Consider the following 19,280-nt stretch of genomic DNA (forward strand, 5'->3'; position numbering starts at 1 on the left):
GTGCGTGATCATTCCTCGCGGTACCAGTCGAACAAATTGTCGGTCTCGTTGGCCCAGCCGCTGATCACCGGACGCAGCGTGTTGGCGCTCGCCTCCACCTTCAGCCGATGCTGCGCCGGGATGAACACGGTGTCCTGGAACAGGAGATCGTTGGCCTTGATGTAGAGCGCCACACGCTTGACCGGATCCATCTCACCGTCGGCGGCGTCGATGGTCGCGTCATAGTCCTTGTTGATCCAGCGCGGGAAATTGGTGCCCTGCCACTTGTTCTCCTTGGCCGCGACATTGCTCGAATGATAGCGGCGCATGTGCTGGGCGGGATCCGGCTGGCTCATCGGGATCTGGAACATCTCGATGTCCGCGTAGAATTTGGCGTACGTGTCGGGATTGGCAACGTCCGAGGAGAAGAACACAGAGGCCACGACGGACTTCAATTCCACATCGATGCCGGCCTTCTGACAGGCCTGCTTGACGATCGCCTGGGTCTTCTGGCGCGGGCCGTTGATCGAGGTCTGATACACGATCTTCAGCCTCTTGCCGTCCTTCTCGCGAATGCCGTCGGCGCCGGGCTTCCAGCCGGCATCGTCGAGGATCTTCGAGGCCTTCTCGACGCTGAACTCCCATGTGGTGTTCTTGGAGACGAACTTTTCGGGACCGTTGAGGAAGTTCGCGGTAGTGCGGCCGGCGCGGCCATAGATGGCTTTCTTGATGGACTCGCGATCGACCAGCAGCGACAGCGCCTTGCGCACCGCCGGATCCGAGAACAGCGGATGCTTGGTCTTTATCGAGGAGCGCTCGCCGTCGACCTCGGTGGTCGGATCGGTGAAGTTGAGCGCGATGAACTCGGTATCGCCGCCTACGGCGTAGATGGTCTTGCCCTTGCCGCCCTTCTCCAGACGCAGCAGCACGTCGTCCTCGACCTGGATATTCCAGCCGAAATCATATTCGCCGGTCTGGATCACCGCGCGCGCCGCCGAGACGGCATCGCCGCCGCCCTTCATCTCGATCGTATCGAAATGGGGACGGTTCGGCATGTGATATTCGGGATTGATCACGCCCCGGATGAGATCGCCGGGCTTGAACTCGACGAATTTGTAGGGGCCGGTGCCGACCGGGGCGAGGTTGGCCGGCGCCTCACGGGACTTCGAGCCTTTGAACTCGGCAAACAGGTGCTTAGGCAGAATCTGTCCGGTCGCGCCGACGAAGGCATCGGCCCAGAACGGCGTCGGCTTCTTGAAGCCGAGGCGGACTGTCAGATCATCCACCTTCTCAACCGTAATATCGCGGTAGGTCGCGACAGTGACGGCCGCGGTCGCGGGATCGATGATGTATTCCCAGGTGAAGACCACGTCATCGGCGGTGAAGGGTTTGCCATCGTGCCATTTGACGCCGGGTTTCAGCTTCCAGGTCACCGACTTGCCGTCGGCCGCGAGCAGGCCGTTCTGGGTCGAGGGAATCTCCGTCGCGAGAACCAGCTTCATGTTGCCGTCGGGATCCCAGCAGGCGAGCGGTTCGTAGAACAGGCGCGAGCCGTCCTGGTCCTTGGTGCCGGTGGCGAAATGCGGATTGAGCAGGGTCGGCCCCTGCCACCACAGCAGCTTGAGCGCACCACCGCCGCCGCGCTTGGTCGGCTTGTAGGTCGAGACGCCCTCAGCCATGGCGACCCCGCCGAGCGCGAGGATCTGGTTGGCCAAAGGCGCGGTGAGACCCACGGCAGCCAGGCGTTGAATGAAGCCGCGGCGATCCATCCGCCCGTCCTTCACGTCACCGATCATCGAACGCAGTTCTTTATCCAGCATGGTTGTCCCCCGTCTGGTTCCCGTATGGATGCAGGCGGTCGCGCGAGGCGACCACCGGGCTTGGCTGGCGGTAGATGGCACACCGAATGGGGTGCGCGTCAACTGCGACCGTGTGTATGCAAACGGTCTTCTGACTGTCTGTTGGGCAAAACCATATTCCGCAGCCCATCCATTCGGCAATCCAGCATCAAAACAGGCTGGATTCCGCGCTGCACTGCAGAAAATTTGTTCGCCGGATCAGACGAAGTATCGAGGCGAATTCTACGCCACGGACATGTCGAGCGGCGGCGCGACGTGGTCTGGCAGCGGACAGACGTAAGGTGTCTTGGCGGTGCGCTTCTCGAGGTCAGCCTTGGCAGCCTTGATCAGCTCCGGGTCCGTCAGCGCCTTGATGCCGATGCCGGCCATCGCCTTGGCGGCCTGCACCATGGCCTTGTGCGCATGCGCGCTCTTGCCCTGCGCGACCACCTGCCAGGTGTGGAAGGGCGTACCGATTGCAACCGTGGGTGCGTGGACCTGCACGGTCGGCACCACCCAGCTCACGTCGCCGACGTCGGTCGAGCCGACCAGCGGATTGCGCTTGGCATCGAGTGGCACCAGGAAGTCGGCCAGCGGCCGGTCGGTCGGCTCCATGCCGATCGCGTAATAGACCGACTCGATGTCCTTGTCGCTCAGCGTCGCGCGGATCTCCGTGGCAAAGCCCTTGTCTGCGTCGTCGAAATGCGGCGGTCCGAGCTCTTCCATGACCCGGTGCAGCGCCTGCTCCAGCGGCGTGTTCGGCAGGATGTTGGAGACCGCGGAGATGATCTTCATCTCGACCTTGGTCTCGGTCATCAGCGCCGCGCCCTCCGCGATCTTGCTCACGCGTCCGACCAGCTCGTTCATGCCGGGCAGATCACGGGCGCGGATCGAATAGCGCACGCGCGCATGCGCCTGCACCACGTTCGGAGCGATGCCGCCGGTGTCGAGCAGCGCGTAGTGCACGCGCGCGTCGCTCGGCATGTGCTCGCGCATGTAGTTCACGCCGACATTCATCAGCTCCACGGCGTCGAGCGCGGAGCGGCCGAGATGTGGCGAGGCCGCCGCATGCGAGGTGCGGCCGGTGAAGATGAAATCGGCGCGGGTGTTGGCGAGTGACGGCGTCACCGCGACCTCCCAGAAGCTGTGCGGATGCCAGGTGATGGCGATGTCGGCGTCTTCAAATGCGCCGGAGCGCACCATGAAGGCTTTTGCCGCGCCGCCCTCCTCCGCCGGGCAACCGTAATAGCGCACGCGGCCCGGCACCTTGTTCTCGGCAAGCCAGTCCTTCACCGCCGTCGCGGCGAGGAGAGCTGCGGAACCGAGCAGATTGTGGCCGCAGCCATGGCCGTGGCCGCCGGTCTCGACCGGACGATGCTCCGCGACGCCCGCCTCCTGGCTGAGGCCCGGCAGCGCATCATACTCCCCCATGAAGGCAATGACCGGTCCGCCCTCGCCCCATTCGCCCATCACCGCGGTCGGAATGCCCGCGACCTGCTCGGTGATGCGAAAACCCTGATGACGCAACTCGGCGAGATGTTCTGCGGCGGACCGCGCCTCGGTGTAGCAGACTTCGGGCATGCCCCAGACCTTGTCGCTGAGGTCGATGAAACGTGCCTTGATCGTGTCGATGCCACGCCAGATGTCGCTGCGGTTGTCCATGCTTCGATCCGTGATCCCTAGGTCAAACGAAGCGGCAATGGTTAGCAGCTTCGTTGGAAGGCGCCTAGCACCTCGCCGGAGAGCAGCCATGCGGCCAATGCCGGAGGGTCGCCCGACCGACCTTGCATGAACCGTTCCCGTGCCTTTCAAAAATGTCATACGACGCTTCGGAATAGTTGGGGAGCGAGGCTTTCAAGACGGCCTCCCCCGGCCTAAATTATGCGTGCTTCGTGCGTCTTTCCGCTAGCCGCGCCGAGCGATGCACTCAGCCAGGAGAACTCCATGCCCGCTCTGACCGAATGGAGAGTGCCGCCGGCCAATCAGCCGCGGGCGAGCGATTACGGTTTCGATCTCGACCGCGTGCTCGCCTCCGTCGTCGGCCTGCATGCCATCATCCCGCCGGACGCCTTCAGCGCCGAGACACTGGGGACCGAACGCGCCGGCAACGGCGTCGTGATCGACGATGGGCTGGTGCTCACCATCGGTTACCTCATCACCGAAGCAGAGTCCGTTTGGCTGCACGTCGGAGACGGGCGCGTGGTGGAGGGACATGTGCTCGGCTTCGACGCCGTCACCGGCTTTGGCCTGGTGCAGGCGCTCGGCCAGCTGGACGTCGATCCCTTGCCGCTCGGTATCTCAGCCGAGACCCAGCTCGGCGACCGCGTCGTGGTCGGCGGCGCCGGCGGACGCACGCGCTCGGTCGCGAGCCAGATCGTGGCCAAGCAGGAATTTGCCGGCTACTGGGAATATCTGCTGGACGAGGCCGTCTTCACCCATCCCGCGCACCCGAACTGGGGCGGCACGGCGCTCCTCAACGAACGCGGGGAGCTGATCGGCATCGGCTCGCTCCAGCTCGAACGCGAGCGCGACGGCAAGGCCGAGCACGTTAACATGATCGTGCCGATCGACCTGTTGAAGCCGATCCTGGACGATCTGCGCAAGTTCGGTCGCGTCAACAAGCCGGCGCGGCCATGGCTTGGACTCTATTCGACAGAGATCGACAACCGCGTGGTGGTGATCGGGATCTCTGCCAATGGTCCGGCCGCCCGCGCCGAGCTCAAGACCGGCGACGTCATCCTCGCGGTCGACGGCGAGAAGGTGACGAGCCAGACCGGCTTCTACAACAAGCTGTGGGGCCTCGGCGCCGCCGGCGTTGACGTGCCGCTGACGGTACACCATGAAGGTGTCACCTTCGACGTCACGGTGACCTCGACCGATCGCTACAAGCTCTTGAAGGCGCCAAAGCTGCACTGACGATCAGAACTGACGCAAGGACGCGACGATGAGCGAGGCCGTCGTTGACGACATCGTGGCCGTGCTACCGCCGCTGCTCAATGCGCTGGAAGCGCTCGCCTTCTTTCAGCGAAACCTGCACCCGCCGGCCTTCGGCTCCGTGATGAACGCGATCGGCGCTCCCGACGAGGCGTTGCAAACGGCGCGCGCCGCAATCGGAGAATGGCCGGAACAGTTCACCGGACTGCGCGAGCGACTCGACCGTGCCTGCGACGAGACTCTCGCCGCCTTCGCCGGCATCCGCGAGATCGAGCGTGGCAATGGCGACCTCGTCGCGGTCTTCCGCGCGCTGCGCCACGTGCCGCGCGCGCAGGAGGCACTCTATCCGCTCGCAATGCAGTTTCCGCCGGTGAGCAGCTTCTTCCTCAACGCCGCCAATCGCGAGAATGCCGACCTGTTGTCGCGGCTCGAAGCCGGCGCGGACGCGCACACCGGCATCATCCACGATCACAACGAGCCCGGCAGCCGCGGCGGCTTTTCGGTCTACGTACCCGAATATTACACGCCCGACCGCGCCATGCCGCTGGTGATGGCGCTGCATGGCGGCAGCGGCAACGGCCGCGGTTTTCTGTGGAGCTGGCTGCGCGACGCCCGCAGTCTCGGTGCGATCCTAGTGGCGCCGACCGCGACCGGCCCGACCTGGGCCCTGATGGGTGACGATTCCGACACGCCCAACCTCATGCGCATTCTCGAAACCGTACGCAACCGCTGGGCCATCGACGCCTCGCGCATGCTGCTGACAGGCATGAGCGACGGCGGCACCTTCTGCTACGTCACCGGGCTCGAAGGCGCATCGCCCTTCACGCATGTCGCGCCGGTGTCGGCGACCTTCCATCCGCTGATGGCTGAGATGGCTGACGCCACGCGCCTGCAGCGCCTGCCGATCTTCATCGCGCACGGCAAGCTCGACTGGATGTTTCCGGTGCAGACCGCGCGGCAGACCCAGGCGGCCCTCGCCGCCGCCGGCGCAAATGTCACCTATCGCGAGATCGACGACCTCAGCCACACCTACCCACGCGAGATCAATGCGGAGTTGGTTCAGTGGCTGAATGATGCGTGAACGGATCGTCCTTACCTGCGCCGCACTGTCGCGGAACAATCGATCCGGGTCGACGTTATCGCCCGTCATTGGAGGTTTCGCGATGCGGATGTTTCTTGGAATGATTTTGGGCGCGCTGCTGCTCGGCTGCGGCGTGTACGTCTATGACTCCATGCAGACGTCGTCGGTCGCCAATGGCGAGGTCGCGACAACCAATCGCACCATCGTGAACTGGGATGTTGCCAAGGCCGATTGGGACGCGCTGCGTGATCGCGCGCACAAGGACTGGGTCCGCATCTCCTCGAAGTAACGATTTGGTATCATGAATGAAATGAGGCGCCGTCGCGGGTCCGCGGCGGCGCCTTCGTATTGCGCGGTGAATATCGCTCGGCTCAGTTCATCTTGGCCTTGCGGGCGTCGGCGATGACCTGCTCGAACTCGTTCATGCTGAGCACGCCCGGCACGCGGTACTTGCCGACGATGAAGGACGGGGTGCCGCTGAAACCGAAGGCTTCGGCCTGCTCGTTGTTGCGCTTGAGCACGGCGTCGATGTCCTTGGCGCGGTCTGCGAGATCGCGCTTCAACCGATCCATGTCAACACCGGCGGCCGCGAGCAATTCGTTGATGCGTGGCTCGGTCAGGCGCGAGCTGACGCCCATCATGGCGTCATGGGCCTGGTGGTACTTGTCCTGGAATTTCGCCGCGAGCGCGGTCCGCGCCGCCGTGACCGAAACCGGCCCGAGGATCGGCCAGTCCTTCATCACCAGCCGGACCTTGCCGTCGTCCTGGATGACCTGACGCAACTCGGGCTCGAGCTTGCGGCAATAGGGGCAGTTGTAGTCGGACCATTCGATAATGCTGATATTCCCGTCGGGATTACCGGCGACGGGAACATCGGGGTCGCGCAGCACCTTGGCTTCGGTCAGCACCTCGTCTTCGTCGGTCGCCGCGCGCGTCGAGGTCATCCCACCCGCGACAAGGGCGCCCGCCCCAATCAGCGTCAGCGCCGCGCGCCGCGTCGGCACAAGGCCCTTGTTCCTGAATCCAGCCATATCTCGTTCCATTTCGGTCCCATCTCCGTCGATACGGTTCGAGACTGGGAATTGTTACAGCTCATATAGAGTGTCGCGGTGCCGATGTCATCGCACCAGCAGCGTGACCGCCAAAGGTACCAGGAAGGAGGTCACCAAAGCGTTCAGGCTCATGGCTATCCCGGAGAAGACGCCGGCGATCTCGTCGACCTGGAACGCGCGCGCGGTACCGATCCCGTGCGCGGCAAGGCCGGCGGCAAAGCCGCGGGCGCGGAAATCGCTGATGCCGGTGCGGTTCATCAGCGGCGTCACGATGATCGCGCCCATGATGCCCGTGAGGATGACGGCAACCGCAGCAAGCGAGGGATCGGCATGCAGGGATTCGGCGATGCCCATGGCAACGCCGGCCGTGACGGATTTCGGCGCGAGCGACAGAACCACGTCGCGCGGCAGACCGGCGAGCTCGGCCAGCAACACCACGGACACCACGGCGGTGACCGATCCCGCAACCAGCGCCACCAGCATCGGCACGATCGAGGCGACGACGCGCTTGCGGTTCTCGTAAAGGGGAACAGCCAGCGCGACCGTCGCAGGCCCCAAAAGGAAATGCACGAACTGCGCGCCGGCGAAATAGGTCGTGTAGGAGGTGCCGGTCAACAGCAGGAACGCGCCGACGATCCACATCGCATGCAGCACGGGATTGGCGAGCGGATGGCGCCGCGTTGCCAGCGACACCGCGTCCGTGCTCGCATAGACCAGCAGCGTCACGGTCAACCAAAGCAACGGCGACTGCGAGAGATAGACCCAGAGCGAGAACGGATTGTCCTTCATCGCGCGTCCTGTTGCCTCAACAGGCGGCTGACCAGACGGAAGGTGAGTACGGTCGCGAGCAGCGTGACGACCACCGACAGCGCGAGCACGAGGATGATAGCGATGCCGTGGGACGCGAGCAGGTCGAGCTTTTGCACGACCCCGACCCCGGCCGGCACGAACAGCAGCGACAGATGCGCCAATAGACCCCTGCTCGCCGTCTCGACGCCATCATCGCGCAGCGGCCCGCGCGCGAGAAGCGCAAAGCGGTCGCGTGCGAGCAGCAGGATGAGGAGCAGCAAGAGGCCGAGTACCGGGCCTGGCATCGGCAGCCCGAGGCTGCGCACGACGGCTTCGCCGATCAACTGGCAGAGCAGAATGAGACCAAGGCTTGCAAGCATGACCGGAGTATCAAGGGACGCCCCGACAGTCTTGTCAATCACCGCTATGCGGTGGTCGTGCGTGGCTCGTGCGAAGCCGAAGCGCGGGGCAGCATTGCCATCAGTGTCCCGGTCATCGTGGCGATCAACGTGACCTTGCCCTCGTGCTCGGCAAACGCCTTGGCCTCGCAAAAGGTCAACGTGCGGCCGGGCTTGACCACCTCTGCTTTGAAGACGAGACGCTCGCCCCGCGCCGGCGCGAGCAGCGTGGTCTTGAACTCGACGGTGAGGATATCGGCCTCGGGCGGCATCAGAGTGAAGGCGGCAACACCACAGGCGTTGTCGAGTCCTGCGGTAATGATGCCGGCGTGGACAAAGCCGTTCTGTTGTGTGAGCGCCGGCGAATGCAGCATGGCCAGTTCGACTTCGCCCGGCGCAAGGCGGACGATCACGATGCCGAGCGTGTGCATCGCCGGCTGGCCGTCGAACATGGCGATGGCAGCCGCGCGATAGCCCGGGTTCTTCGGCTCGAATGCGGCCATGATTCAGGCCTCCGCCGGCTCGACGAGATGGCTCAAGGCGACCTCGCGGATGGCATCCGTGAACGGCACCGATTTGCGCTGGCTACGGTCCATGTGCACGCCCGTGATCTCGCAGAACGCGGCGATCTCGCCGGTCTCGGCATTGGTCATGTCGTGCCGGAAGCGGATCGATTTGTCGCGGATCTCCAGCAGATGGCTGCGGATCTCGACGATGTCACCGGCGAGCAGCTCGCGCTTGTAGGTGATGTTCTGCTGCACGGCGGCCATGCCGCGGCCGGAGCCGCGCAGATAGCTCGGCGTCAGCCCGAGGCGGGCGAACAGAATCCAGTTGGCCTCGTCGAATTTGCCGACATACCACATGATGTTCATATGGCCGACGTGATCGCACTGCCACGGATAGACCGTGCCGCGATAGGTCGCCTCCTGCTCCATCGCAATTCTCCCTGGCCTCTTCTGCGTTTGATGATTGATACGGTAGCGTATCAACCTCCTCCCGCGTTAGCAATACGGCACCGTATCAAGAATCGGCGAGGCTGCCTGCATGAGTGACGGCAAAGGCGATGTCTGGGTCGAGGCAGGGCTCACCGAGCTCGCCCGATCGGGGGTCGAGGGGGTGCGGGTGGAGGTGCTCGCCAAGAATCTGGGCGTCACCAAGGGCGGCTTCTACCGCCGCTTCGCCGATCGTGCCGCCCTGCTCGGTGCCATGCTGGAACGCTGGCGCGAGGGGCGCTCAACGGCGATCGCGCAGCAGACGAGTCTTGATGGCCAAGAGCCCCGTGAACGGCTGCGGGCAGTGATCCAGCTCTATTCGGAGCGGCTCAATCCGGACGGGATGGCAATCGAGCTTGCGATCCGGCAATGGGCCCGCTCGGACGAGGGCGCCGCGGCAGCGGTGGCGAACGTGGACGCGGCGCGGCTGAAGCACGTCGCCGAACTCTACCGCGCGACCGGCCTCGAGACCGAGGCAGCTGAAGCGCAGGCCTTCCTGTTCTACTGCTTCATCTTCGGCCAGAGCCTGCTGTTCGTCGAGCGCGGCCCGCGCAAGCGATCGCAGCTCGTGGCGAAGTCGACCGAGAAGCTACTGGATTAAAGCAAGAGGCCGGAGCTTGGCTCCGGCCTCTGCGTCGTCTTGAAGCGTCAGGCGGCGCCCTTCAGCTTCTTGTTGCATTCGCTGTAATAGCCGCCGCCCTTCTCGATCCACTTCATGCCGCCATTGCCGTTGGTGGTCTTGTTGGCGTTGTACTGGTCGACGCAGGTGTGCAGGCGCCCCTTGCCGGGGGTCTCCTTGGCGTATTTCGGATCGACCGCGTTCGGATAGATCGCGGGGCCGGCCGGCAGGGTCGGCGCAGCAGCCGGGGCGGCCTCCTTCTTCGCCTGCTTCGGCTCGGCGGGAGCGGCGGGCGCAGCGGGAGCGGCCGCGGTCGGCGCAGCCGCTGGCGTCGCGTCCGCACCGCACTGGGCCTTGCGGAAGTCATTCCACTTCGTGGTGCCGAGCGAGCCGTCCTTCTTGGCGGCCTGGTATTTCGCGCTGCACTCCTGCGAGGTCAGCGCCTGCGCCGGCGCACTCGCCACCAGCGCGGCAAAGCCCGACAGCGCAACTGCACACAGCAACTTTGATTGAATGGTCATCCTTGGTCTCCTCCTTGATCTTCCCCCGGGGGAAGTGAACCGAGGATTGCTATCCTAGCGTGCCGCCCGCTCGCGACAAGGAAGCGATGGCTCCTGCCGCCAAAATATAGTGATCCTCTACGTTCAAATTATTCATGTCGCGTTCAGCAACGCCAGCCGACTTTCGCGCCCTTCGCAATTCCCGCAAGAAGAGTGCAGCACCATGACCTTCTCATCTCGCCTCGCCGTCGTCGCTCTCGCCTCCCTGCTCGCCACCGGCACTGCCTTCGCGCAGACCGCCGCACCGGCAGCCAAAACCGATGCCGCCGCGACCACCGACAAGAAGGCGCCGAAGGAGCGCTCGGCCGGATCGCTCGAATGCTCCAAGCAGGCAGATACCAAAGGATTGAAGGGCAAGGAGCGCAAGAAATTCCGCCGCGAATGCATGAAGGAAGCCAAGGCTGGCGCGACCGCGGCCCCCGCCGACAAGAAGTAAACCCGTCACGGTCCTCGCCGGCTTCGGCGAGAGGCGCGCGCATTGCGGCATGACGTGGCCGCAATTGTGCGCCTCTCGCTGATTTGCGATAAGGCGGTGTGAAGCAAATCACCGCCTCCCCGCCGTTCGAATGGCCGAGCCGTGCCAAGATCTTGAGCACGGTGGAAACGCTCGTCATTGGCACCGCCGGTGGCCTCGTGTTTCTGCTCGCGAGCCTTCCCGGGGGATTGATCTCGGGCTCGATGATCGCGGTCGGGATCGCCGCGATCGCCGGTCGCCAGCTGACGCTGCCGCCGATCCTGACCCAGACCGTGCTGGTGCTGCTCGGCATTTCATTAGGCTCGGTCGTCTCGCGGCACCTGCTTCAACAGGTCAGTGCCTATCCGCTCACCATCGGGCTGCTCGCGCTCGCGACCTTTTGCTCGACCTTCGGCTCCAGCTATTATCTCCAGCGCTTCCACGGCTGGGACCGCACCTCGGCCTTCCTCGCCGGCAGCCCCGGCGCGCTGTCGCAGATCACGATTTTGGCGGTCGAGCGCGGCGCCGATTTGCCGGGGATCGCGGTGGTGCAGACCATGCGCGTCATCATCCTCACCGCGGCGCTGCCGATGGTGCTGGCGTTCGCCGGCGTCGCCTCCTCCGTCGCGCCGTCGCTGGCGACGACGATTGCCTCGCCGCTTGACCTCGTCGAGCTGGTCGCGGCCTCGCTAGCCGCGGCGCTCGTCCTGCGGCTGATCAAATTTCCGGCGAGCTGGATGTTCGGCGCGATGATCGGCTCAAGCGTGCTGCATGGCGCAGGCTGGGTCGAGGGCGGCCTGCCGGACTGGGTACGCGGCGTGGCACTGGTCGGCATCGGCGCCCTGATCGGCAGCCGCTTCGCGCGGATGCGGATCAAGACGCTCGCCGGCCACATCAACGCGGCGCTGGGCTCGTTTGCCGTCGCCATCGCCGTCTCCGCGATCTTCGTCGGCATCGTGGCGCTCACCACGCAGGTGAAATTCTCCGACATCGTGGTCGCCTACGCACCAGGCGCGATGGACGCCATGCTGGCGCTGGCCCTGACGCTGCACATTGACCCGATCTTCGTCGGCGCACATCACCTCTCGCGTTTCGTCTTCGTGACGATCGCGACGCCGGGCATCGTGCACCTGTTCGGCCGGACGCAGGACGATGTGGATGATTGAGCCTCAGCGCTTCGCCGTCGCAACGAATCCCGACGCGGCGATCCCAGCCATCAGCAGCGAGATCAGCACGTTGTAGCCGGCAAGCGAGAGGCCGAGAAAGCGCCACTGCACCTCGTCGCAGCGGACCACTTTCACGGTGTCGAGCCGCGACAGCAGGTCGGTGGCGCTGCCGAGATTGACGACGGGACCGGAGCAGTCCGTTGGCCCCTTCCAAAAACCCCATTCGACGCCGGAATGATAGGTGCCGAGCCCGGCGTTGGCGAGGCTCGCCAGCACAAGGATCGCAAGGCCCGCGAGCAGCAGCGGCCTCGGCGCACCGCCCCGCGCCGCGAGTGCGATGAGCAAGCCGAGCGGGATCGCGAGGTAATAGGCGTAGCGCTGCTCCAGGCAGAGCGGACAGGGCACGATCCCGAGCACCAGCTGGAAGAACCAGGCGCCCGCGATCGTGGCAGCCGCAACCAGGGTCACAGCGAGCGAGGCAGTCAGAGCCGGGCTGGTGGCCGCCGATTTGAATGCAGGTATTGCGGCACTCTGGGTCGTCACGGCAGCCCCTTTTCGATGGTCGCTTTCCAAGGCTGTAACCCCGGCTCACGCGGCTGTCGAGAACGGCCAAGATCACTTTGGCGCGGGTTGACCCCGCTTTGTCCATGGCTATAGTCCGCCGGCTTCGCGACGCCCGCGTTAGGGCCGACCGAGGGCCCCTGTGGCGGAACTGGTAGACGCGCTCGACTCAAAATCGAGTTCCGCAAGGAGTGCTGGTTCGATTCCGGCCAGGGGCACCACGCTTCGCCCTTTCGGGCTTCGCGTGGCGCAGCCCGCGCCAAGGCCAAAAGGGTGAAGCGTGTCCGGCGAAGCCTCTTGGCGAAGACGGACTGTCTCGACTTTCCCCCTCCCTAGCAATCGTCACATCCCACCTGTATAAACCGGTAGCTTCTTCCGCAATTCGAAGGAGCTTAAATGAACGACCTGCACACGTGGCTTTCGCAACAGCACCACGGCCTGCGGACCTTCCGGATCTTTCAGCAAAAACTCGAGACGCTCGGCCGCGATGACCCCGAACAGCGCGGGCTGTGCCGTCTGTTGAGCGGTCTCGTCGGCAGCTATGTCGAGACGTTCGATGAGGCCCCGCTGCCCGTCGCGGTCGCTGACGGGGCCTATCATCGCCTGCTGACGCTGGTCGCCAGCCTCGACCTCGAGGGCGACACCAGCCGGCGGCTCGCGGACATCAACCGGGTTGCGACCTGCGAACTCTGGCAGTGACGAGAGCGGGCGGCCATACGGCTCGCATCCGCATCCTGGGACACTTCGCCAGGAGAGGGCCGCGTGCTTTCCGGCATGCCCTCTCTCGCCGGTTCGACTTCGCCGTGCCAGTCCCTATATCGTGCGGCAACATGTATTGATGCAGCGAGCAGCTTCGATGGCCAGGAGACGCGCGACGGAAACGGAAGCCGACGATCTCCCCCGCTATTTCGTCTGGGTGCGCGGTCTCGAGGGCCCCGAACCGCAGAAATGGATGGCGATGGATTTCGGCGTCGGTGACTGGAAACGGCCGCTCGTGCTCGCCTATCTGGAGCTGCCGGAGGGCGAGCGACACTTGCCGTTGTCGGCACTGGCCCGACGATATCCCGCCGCGCGGAGAGGCTTCGTAGAGGGGCCATCCTGGACGAACGCGCGGATCTCGCCAGCCCATCAACCCAGGGCGAGCAACGCCGTATCACTGGCCTGCTTCACCCATATCGTCGCTCGGCTGCGCTTCCTGCTTGCTACCTCAGCGGGATTGTGTGCAGAATGCACCTGCATTTTCACGACGCAACCATTGCAACCATTGATTGACGCTGGGAGTGCCGCCCGGCTCGGGCCTGAAGCGCGTCCCCGTCGAATTGCCGGGAGGGGCTCATGCCGCACCATGATGGCGCGCTGAACGCTGGTTCTGCCGGACCAGAACGCGCGCATATCGAGATGCATTCCGACGGGACGACCACCGCCATCCCGGCAAAACGCAAGCTGGTGCTGTTCGCCGACGGCACCGGCAATGCGTTTACCGTCCAGGAATCCAGCGTCTGGCGACTCTACGAGGCGCTCGACCACACCCAGCCGGACCAGATTGCCTATTACATCAAGGGCGTCGGCACCGCCGGCTGGGCGCCGCTCGCCGCGCTCGACGGTGCCACGGGCATCGGCGTGCCCGGCAACGTCCGCAAGCTCTACCGTTTCCTGTGCTGGAACTGGCGCGAGGCCGACGAAATCTACATCTTCGGCTTCAGCCGCGGCGCCTTCACCGCGCGCACGCTGGCGTCGCTGATCGCGAGCCAGGGCCTGTTGCCGGCGGAGATCGACGATACGCCGGTGTCTCACGCGGAGATGGAGCGCAACGCCATGGCCGCGTGGCGGGAATACCGCCGCGACACCGTTCCGTTGAAGAAGAGCCTGCCGACGATCTGGATCGCGCGCTTCATCCGCGATGCTCTGCTCAATTTCTATCATGCGATCTTCCGGCATCGCACGTACGCCGATGTCCGCGCGGCGATGAACGGCCGCAAGGAGATCGACATCGAATTTCTCGGGCTATTCGACACGGTCGAGGCCTTCGGCGTCCCGATCGAGGAGCTGCGCGTCGCGATCGACTGGGCGATCTGGCCGATCTCGTTCCGCAATCATCGGCCCTCGCGCAAGGTGAAGCACATCTCGCATGCGCTGGCGCTGGACGACGAGCGTACCACCTTCCATCCGTTGCGGATCGACCAGAGCCGTTTGGCGCCCGGCCAGACGGTCGAGGAGGTGTGGTTCACCGGCGTAAATTCCGACATCGGCGGCGGCTATCCGGAATCCACGCTGTCCTTTGTGCCCCTGGTCTGGATGGCTGATCAGCTCGACGGCCGGCTCCGCTTCCAGAACGGTACCATCCAGCACTTCAAGGATTATCAATCGGCGATCGGGCCGATGCATGATTCACGCAGCGGCGCCGCGGTGCTGTATCGCTACGGGCCGCGCCCGGTCCTGCCAGGCGCGGCGAATGGCGGCGCGCCTGTGGTGCACTTCGCCGTGGTCGAGCGCATGCTGCACGGCTGCGACGACTATGCGCCGATCATGCTTCCGGCCGATGCCCGGGTGCTGATGCCGAACGGCGACAAGCTCGACCTCGCCGACGAGAGGACTCGCGAGGCGATGAAGACGGCCTATCTGGCCAAGGCCAGGGGACCACGACGGCAGAAGGAGGCCGATGCCTTCACCGCGATGAGCATGCCGGACGCCGAGATGGCCTCGCTCGCGCGCGACACCATATGGTGGCGGCGCGTCGCCTATTTCTCGCTGCTGTTCATGGCTGGCGTGATCGCCGTCTGGCCCTTGATCGCGCATCCGCTGGTGCAATGGTCCAAACATCCGGTGGGTCACCAGGGGATCTCCATCATCGCCAACATCGACTGGGTGTTTGGCGCCGTGGTGGCCCCGCTCGCCAATCTCGCCAGGGAGGTACTGCCGTCCTATGCAGCGCCCTGGCTCAACGTCGCGATTTACTATCCTTTCCTGACCTCGCTCGTGGTGGCACTGACTTGGTGGGCCTGGAACAAGAACTCTGAGCTGCGCGACACGATCCAGGAGCGAGCGCGTCTTGCCTGGAATACGCCGCGCCGCAAGGCAAGCCGCAGTCACTTCGACGAGCCAGGCCCTCTCCTGAAGTTCGGGCACTGGATGCGGATGAATGCCGGTCCGGCGCGGCTGTTCATAGCCAAGGGCGTGGTGCCCGCAGTCTTTCTGGTTGCGGTCTTCGGCTCGGCGGCGCTTCTGCTGTCGAACAGCCTCTTCACCGGGCGCGTTGCGCTTGGAAAGGTCTGCACGACGAGCCAGGATCCTGCTGTACCTCGCATCGGCACGCCGGTCCGCGACGAGCCGACCGACGCAATTGCGCTGTTCGACACCAAGGCCTTCTGCTGGTGGAGCGGGCTCGCCGTCGAGAAGGGTCGCAAATACCGCATCTTTGTCGAGGTCAAAGACCCTTGGTTCGACCGCACCACCATGAGTGGAGCGAACGGCTTCCAGACCCACGGGCTACGCCATTATGTCGCTTTGCCCGAGCTGCGTCTGTACGCAGCAAACTGGTTCCAACCAGTGGTTCGCATCGGAACAAAAGGAATGAATGACCTACCGTTGCAGGCGGTCAACGTGATCCCGGCTGACGCATTGCCGCGCCGGACGAAGCCGACGGTTCCTGCCGAGGACGACGTCGAAGGACAGGATCAATACCCAGTCAGCCTCGACGACATCGACCAGTTCAAGGCCGGGCTGTAAACGCTTGGAAATTTCGAGCCAATCCCGCAGGCCATGCTCGATGATGCAGGGCAGGTCTGGGAAAAGGAAGGGCTGACCGACCGCGTCGTCGCCGAGTTCGTCGCGCCCGACTCCGGCGAGCTGTTCTTCTACGTAAACGATGCGGTGCAAATCTTGCCGCAGCTCATGCCGGAATGGATGGTCCCGTCCTGGCTCCAGATCATCCAGGGGCCGCCGGATCTGTACTACCACAACAACACCGGCACGGCGAAGATCACGGTGCAGCGCCTGCCCGCACCTCCGCTGCCCTCGGCGAAGACGGCATCGCCGCTGGCGAGCAAGTAGCAGCGCGCAATGTCGCCATACGCTTGCGGCTGGTACAAGACGACAGTCGTCGCGCCCCCATGATTATGGGTGTCGCGGCGCCCGCACCGCGGCTAAACTTGGCCCTGCGCCGCGGGGGACACGCGGTGCAGGACGATGATCATGACCGAACAGGGCGAGACGGGTGAAGCCATCACCATTCTCCTCGTCGAGGACGACGCGCCGACCTGCTGGCGGCTCCACGACGCGCTGGTCAAGGCCGGCTACGAGGTCCGCAGCGCCGGCACGCTCGCAGAGGCACGCTCCGGGCTCGGCGAGGGTGCGCCGCGCGTGCTGCTCACCGATCTGCGGTTGCCCGACGGCCACGGTGTCGAGCTGATCCGCGAGACAAGGCAACGCTTTCCCGACACCGAGATCATGGTGATCTCGGCGCTTGGCGACGAAGAGAGTGTGATCTCCGCGATCACGGTCGGCGCCACCGGCTATCTCCTGAAGGATGCGTTCCCCACGGATATCGCCACCACCGTGCGCGATCTGGTCGCCGGTCATTCGCCGATCTCGGCCTCGATCGCTCGCTTCATCGTGCGCAGAACACAAGGTACCGCGCAGAATGCGGCCGAGCCTCCGCCGGGTCCCGCGCTCAACACCGCCAGGCTCACCCCACGCGAGATCGACATCCTCTGGGGGATCGCGAAGGGTTTCAGCTACGCCGAGATCGCGAGCCATCTCGGCCTGTCCCGGCAGACCGTGCCCGGTCACATCAAGAACATCTATCGCAAGCTCGAGGTGCACACCCGCAGCGAAGCGGTGTTCGAAGCGGTCCAGCAGGGCCTGATCAAGCTGTGAGCGAGATCGCGGCGAAGGCACCGGTCAAACCCGCGCGCCGCCGGCTGCTGGTCTCGCGGCTCGTGCCCTATCTGCTGCTCCAGGCGCTGATATTGGTCGCGACCATCCTCGGGCTGCGGCTGCTCCAGCCCAGCGACCCCGACGACTTTGCATTGAGCGAATTCTCGCTGCGCGAGGACGGCGTGGCGCGTCCCGTGACGCTGCCGCATTTCACGTCGTCACGCTATTCCCTGGCCGACCCGCCGCTCTACACCGGCGCCTTCACGTTCCGCCGCAGCGATGGGACGACCGGATGGTCGGTATTCTTGCCGCGCTTCAGCAACGCGGTGGAAGTCGCAATCAACGGCGTCGTCGTCCTGGATTCCCGACGCGATGCCAATGCCAACCGGCCCGACCGCAACACCCCGCAGATCGGGTCGATCCCGTCCTCGCTGCTGCGCGAGGGCGCGAACGAGATCACGGTGCGGCTGTTGGTCTGGGGACCGCTCAAGGGATTTCTCGACACCGTTTATGTCGGGCCGGATACGGCCTTGCGGCCCGCCTACGAGACACGCACGCTGATGTTCGTCACGTTGCCCGTGGTGTTCTCCGCCTGGCAGTCGATTCTCGCCGTCATCCTGGCGATCATGTGGCTGATGCGCCGCCGCGAGCCGGTTTACGGCGTGCTGGCCGTGGCGATGGTACTCGGCGTGGTGCAGGCCTTCGCGCCGCCACCGGTGCCCCCCGTCAGCACCTCCCGGCTCGCCGCAGTGTTGCTCGCGTCCGCACCGATCGAGAGCGCCCTGGTCGTCGTCTTCGGCGTGCTGTTCTTCGGCTGGCGCTGGCCGCGCTACGGCATGTTGCTGTTCACGCCGGGGCTCATCGTGTTCGGTGTCGGGCTGATCGCCGGCCCGCCGCTGCCGCGCATTCTGTTTCTCGTGCTCGGGATTCCCACCGTCGGGCTCTGCCTGATCCTGATGGCCTGTGTCACAGCTGCCGCGGTGGTGCGGCGGCAGGACGCGGCAAGCTTCACGCTCGGCTGCGCGGTGACTATCGTGCTGATCTGCTGGGTCCACGACATGCTGTCGGTGTTCGAGATCGTAACCGACGAGCGCATCTTCCTCTCGCGCCTGTCCTATTCGGCGATGCTGGTCGCGATCGGCGCCGGCCTGACCTGGCGGTTCGCGCGCGCGCTGAACCAGGTCGACAGCTTTGCCGGCCAGCTCGTGACGCGCGTTCGCGAGGCCGAGGAGCGGCTGAAGGCGAGCTTTGCCCGCGAGGAGGAGCGTGCACGGGCCGCCGCGCTCGCCAATGAGCGCACGCGGCTGATGCGCGATCTGCATGACGGCCTCGGCGGCCAGCTCATCAGTATCGTGGCACTGTCCGAGCGCGGCCACGAGGGCGCGACGATCACCGACGCCGCCCGCGCGGCGCTGAAGGACCTCCGCCTCGTCATCGATTCCATGGACGACATCGGCGGCGACCTGATGCTCGCGCTCGGCTCCTGGCGCGAGCGCACGACCGCGCAATTGCGACCGCACGACATCGCGCTCGACTGGCACGTGGCGACGCCGCAGGGGCTGCCGCTGCATCCCGAGCTCAGGCCATGGCATGTCATCCAGATCGTGCGCATCCTCGACGAGGCCGTGACCAATGCAGTCAAGCACGCAGACGCCCGCCGCATCGCGGTCACCATCGAGACGGTCGACGAAGGTCAGGGACCGTACGGTGTGATCAGGATCGCGGATGACGGCAGGGGCTTTGCGAATCGTTCTGCGCCGGTCGGCAGCGGCGGGGCCGCCGACGCGAGCCAGACCGCGCGAGGCCTTCGCAACATGAGGAGCCGTGCCGCGCGCTGCGGGGCGACGCTAGATCTGAGTTCAGATTCGTCAGGCACGCGTGTGCGGTTACAATTGCCGCAGATTTTCCCCGACAGCGATGCCGCCGTCGGCTGAAAAGCCCCCTCTCCGAACGTGTGGGACGCGCGGAGAGAGGGACGGGCC

21 protein-coding genes and 1 tRNA gene are annotated in these 19,280 nt (G+C 65.0%); 13 read left to right on the forward strand and 9 right to left on the reverse strand.

Going from position 1 to position 19,280, the window contains the following annotated elements:
- Positions 1-8: 8 nt before the first annotated feature.
- Positions 9-1,799 (reverse strand): peptide ABC transporter substrate-binding protein, encoded by a 1,791-nt coding sequence (locus tag AC0L27_RS08680; RefSeq protein WP_275170909.1) that lies wholly within the window; start codon positions 1,797-1,799, stop codon positions 9-11.
- 261 nt (positions 1,800-2,060) lie between these two features.
- Positions 2,061-3,479, reverse strand: coding sequence for a M20 family metallopeptidase (locus tag AC0L27_RS08685; protein WP_027514180.1), 1,419 nt, complete (start codon positions 3,477-3,479; stop codon positions 2,061-2,063).
- 282 nt (positions 3,480-3,761) lie between these two features.
- On the opposite strand from AC0L27_RS08685, the gene AC0L27_RS08690 reads away from it, so the two are divergent.
- The 3 genes from AC0L27_RS08690 (at position 3,762) to AC0L27_RS08700 (ending at position 6,121) form a co-directional block, all read left to right on the forward strand.
- Positions 3,762-4,733, forward strand: a complete 972-nt coding sequence (locus tag AC0L27_RS08690; protein WP_275170908.1) for a S1C family serine protease — start codon at positions 3,762-3,764, stop codon at positions 4,731-4,733.
- 28 nt (positions 4,734-4,761) lie between these two features.
- Positions 4,762-5,832 (forward strand): alpha/beta hydrolase, encoded by a 1,071-nt coding sequence (locus AC0L27_RS08695; protein ID WP_275170907.1) that lies wholly within the window; start codon positions 4,762-4,764, stop codon positions 5,830-5,832.
- An 82-nt stretch (positions 5,833-5,914) separates the two neighbouring features.
- The gene (locus AC0L27_RS08700) at positions 5,915-6,121 is read left to right on the forward strand and encodes a hypothetical protein (RefSeq protein ID WP_027514183.1); all 207 of its coding nucleotides are present in this window, start codon (positions 5,915-5,917) and stop codon (positions 6,119-6,121) included.
- 82 nt (positions 6,122-6,203) lie between these two features.
- Here AC0L27_RS08700 and AC0L27_RS08705 read toward each other — a convergent pair whose 3' ends face one another.
- From AC0L27_RS08705 to AC0L27_RS08725, 5 genes are all read right to left on the reverse strand, one after another.
- A complete protein-coding gene (locus AC0L27_RS08705; RefSeq protein WP_354061095.1) occupies positions 6,204-6,863 on the reverse strand; it encodes a DsbA family protein in 660 nt (219 codons plus the stop codon).
- Between the two features lie 87 nt (positions 6,864-6,950).
- Positions 6,951-7,673 (reverse strand): LrgB family protein, encoded by a 723-nt coding sequence (locus tag AC0L27_RS08710; RefSeq protein WP_275170905.1) that lies wholly within the window; start codon positions 7,671-7,673, stop codon positions 6,951-6,953.
- Entirely contained in the window at positions 7,670-8,053 is a 384-nt protein-coding gene (locus tag AC0L27_RS08715; RefSeq protein ID WP_275170904.1) for a CidA/LrgA family protein, read from the reverse strand. Before AC0L27_RS08715 ends, AC0L27_RS08710 begins: the two co-directional genes overlap by 4 nt.
- A 44-nt stretch (positions 8,054-8,097) precedes the next feature.
- Complete coding sequence (locus AC0L27_RS08720) at positions 8,098-8,574, reverse strand: PaaI family thioesterase (RefSeq protein ID WP_354207828.1); 477 nt, start codon at positions 8,572-8,574, stop codon at positions 8,098-8,100.
- 3 nt (positions 8,575-8,577) lie between these two features.
- A complete protein-coding gene (locus AC0L27_RS08725) occupies positions 8,578-9,006 on the reverse strand; it encodes an acyl-CoA thioesterase (protein WP_354061087.1) in 429 nt (142 codons plus the stop codon).
- A gap of 109 nt (positions 9,007-9,115) precedes the next feature.
- On the opposite strand from AC0L27_RS08725, the gene AC0L27_RS08730 reads away from it, so the two are divergent.
- Positions 9,116-9,664, forward strand: a complete 549-nt coding sequence (locus tag AC0L27_RS08730) for a TetR/AcrR family transcriptional regulator (protein ID WP_354207826.1) — start codon at positions 9,116-9,118, stop codon at positions 9,662-9,664.
- A gap of 47 nt (positions 9,665-9,711) precedes the next feature.
- Here the strand turns inward: AC0L27_RS08730 and AC0L27_RS08735 are convergent, their stop codons facing one another.
- The gene (locus tag AC0L27_RS08735; RefSeq protein ID WP_007615347.1) at positions 9,712-10,203 is read right to left on the reverse strand and encodes a hypothetical protein; all 492 of its coding nucleotides are present in this window, start codon (positions 10,201-10,203) and stop codon (positions 9,712-9,714) included.
- Positions 10,204-10,405: 202 nt separating this feature from the next.
- Here AC0L27_RS08735 and AC0L27_RS08740 point away from each other — a divergent pair, with 202 nt between their 5' ends.
- Together AC0L27_RS08740 and AC0L27_RS08745 are read left to right on the forward strand one after the other, a co-directional pair.
- On the forward strand, positions 10,406-10,678 hold the full coding sequence (locus AC0L27_RS08740; protein ID WP_275170899.1) for a PsiF family protein: 273 nt from the start codon (positions 10,406-10,408) through the stop codon (positions 10,676-10,678).
- A 98-nt stretch (positions 10,679-10,776) separates the two neighbouring features.
- The gene (locus AC0L27_RS08745; RefSeq protein ID WP_354207823.1) at positions 10,777-11,862 is read left to right on the forward strand and encodes an AbrB family transcriptional regulator; all 1,086 of its coding nucleotides are present in this window, start codon (positions 10,777-10,779) and stop codon (positions 11,860-11,862) included.
- A 3-nt stretch (positions 11,863-11,865) separates the two neighbouring features.
- On the opposite strand, the gene AC0L27_RS08750 is transcribed toward AC0L27_RS08745, so the two are convergent.
- Positions 11,866-12,405: a disulfide bond formation protein B gene (locus tag AC0L27_RS08750; RefSeq protein WP_354061078.1), complete on the reverse strand. Its 540-nt coding sequence runs from the start codon at positions 12,403-12,405 to the stop codon at positions 11,866-11,868.
- Between the two features lie 154 nt (positions 12,406-12,559).
- Between AC0L27_RS08750 and AC0L27_RS08755 the strand changes: the two genes are divergently transcribed.
- The 7 genes from AC0L27_RS08755 to AC0L27_RS08785 all read left to right on the forward strand — a co-directional run bounded on the left by AC0L27_RS08755 (position 12,560) and on the right by AC0L27_RS08785 (position 19,232).
- Positions 12,560-12,644: transfer RNA gene (locus AC0L27_RS08755), tRNA-Leu, on the forward strand.
- Positions 12,645-12,819: 175 nt separating this feature from the next.
- Positions 12,820-13,122 (forward strand): hypothetical protein, encoded by a 303-nt coding sequence (locus tag AC0L27_RS08760; protein WP_275170890.1) that lies wholly within the window; start codon positions 12,820-12,822, stop codon positions 13,120-13,122.
- A gap of 157 nt (positions 13,123-13,279) precedes the next feature.
- Complete coding sequence (locus tag AC0L27_RS08765; protein WP_473318643.1) at positions 13,280-13,783, forward strand: hypothetical protein; 504 nt, start codon at positions 13,280-13,282, stop codon at positions 13,781-13,783.
- The gene (locus tag AC0L27_RS08770; protein ID WP_473318646.1) at positions 13,759-16,149 is read left to right on the forward strand and encodes a DUF2235 domain-containing protein; all 2,391 of its coding nucleotides are present in this window, start codon (positions 13,759-13,761) and stop codon (positions 16,147-16,149) included. The genes AC0L27_RS08765 and AC0L27_RS08770 overlap by 25 nt, the downstream gene beginning before the upstream one ends.
- Positions 16,150-16,182: 33 nt before the next feature.
- Entirely contained in the window at positions 16,183-16,473 is a 291-nt protein-coding gene (locus AC0L27_RS08775; RefSeq protein WP_354207818.1) for a hypothetical protein, read from the forward strand.
- Between the two features lie 141 nt (positions 16,474-16,614).
- Positions 16,615-17,298: a response regulator transcription factor gene (locus AC0L27_RS08780; RefSeq protein ID WP_354255892.1), complete on the forward strand. Its 684-nt coding sequence runs from the start codon at positions 16,615-16,617 to the stop codon at positions 17,296-17,298.
- Positions 17,295-19,232: an ATP-binding protein gene (locus AC0L27_RS08785; protein ID WP_275170886.1), complete on the forward strand. Its 1,938-nt coding sequence runs from the start codon at positions 17,295-17,297 to the stop codon at positions 19,230-19,232. Before AC0L27_RS08780 ends, AC0L27_RS08785 begins: the two co-directional genes overlap by 4 nt.
- The last annotated feature ends 48 nt before the right edge of the window (positions 19,233-19,280 follow it).

The organism is Bradyrhizobium sp. Ken51, from assembly GCF_055807435.1.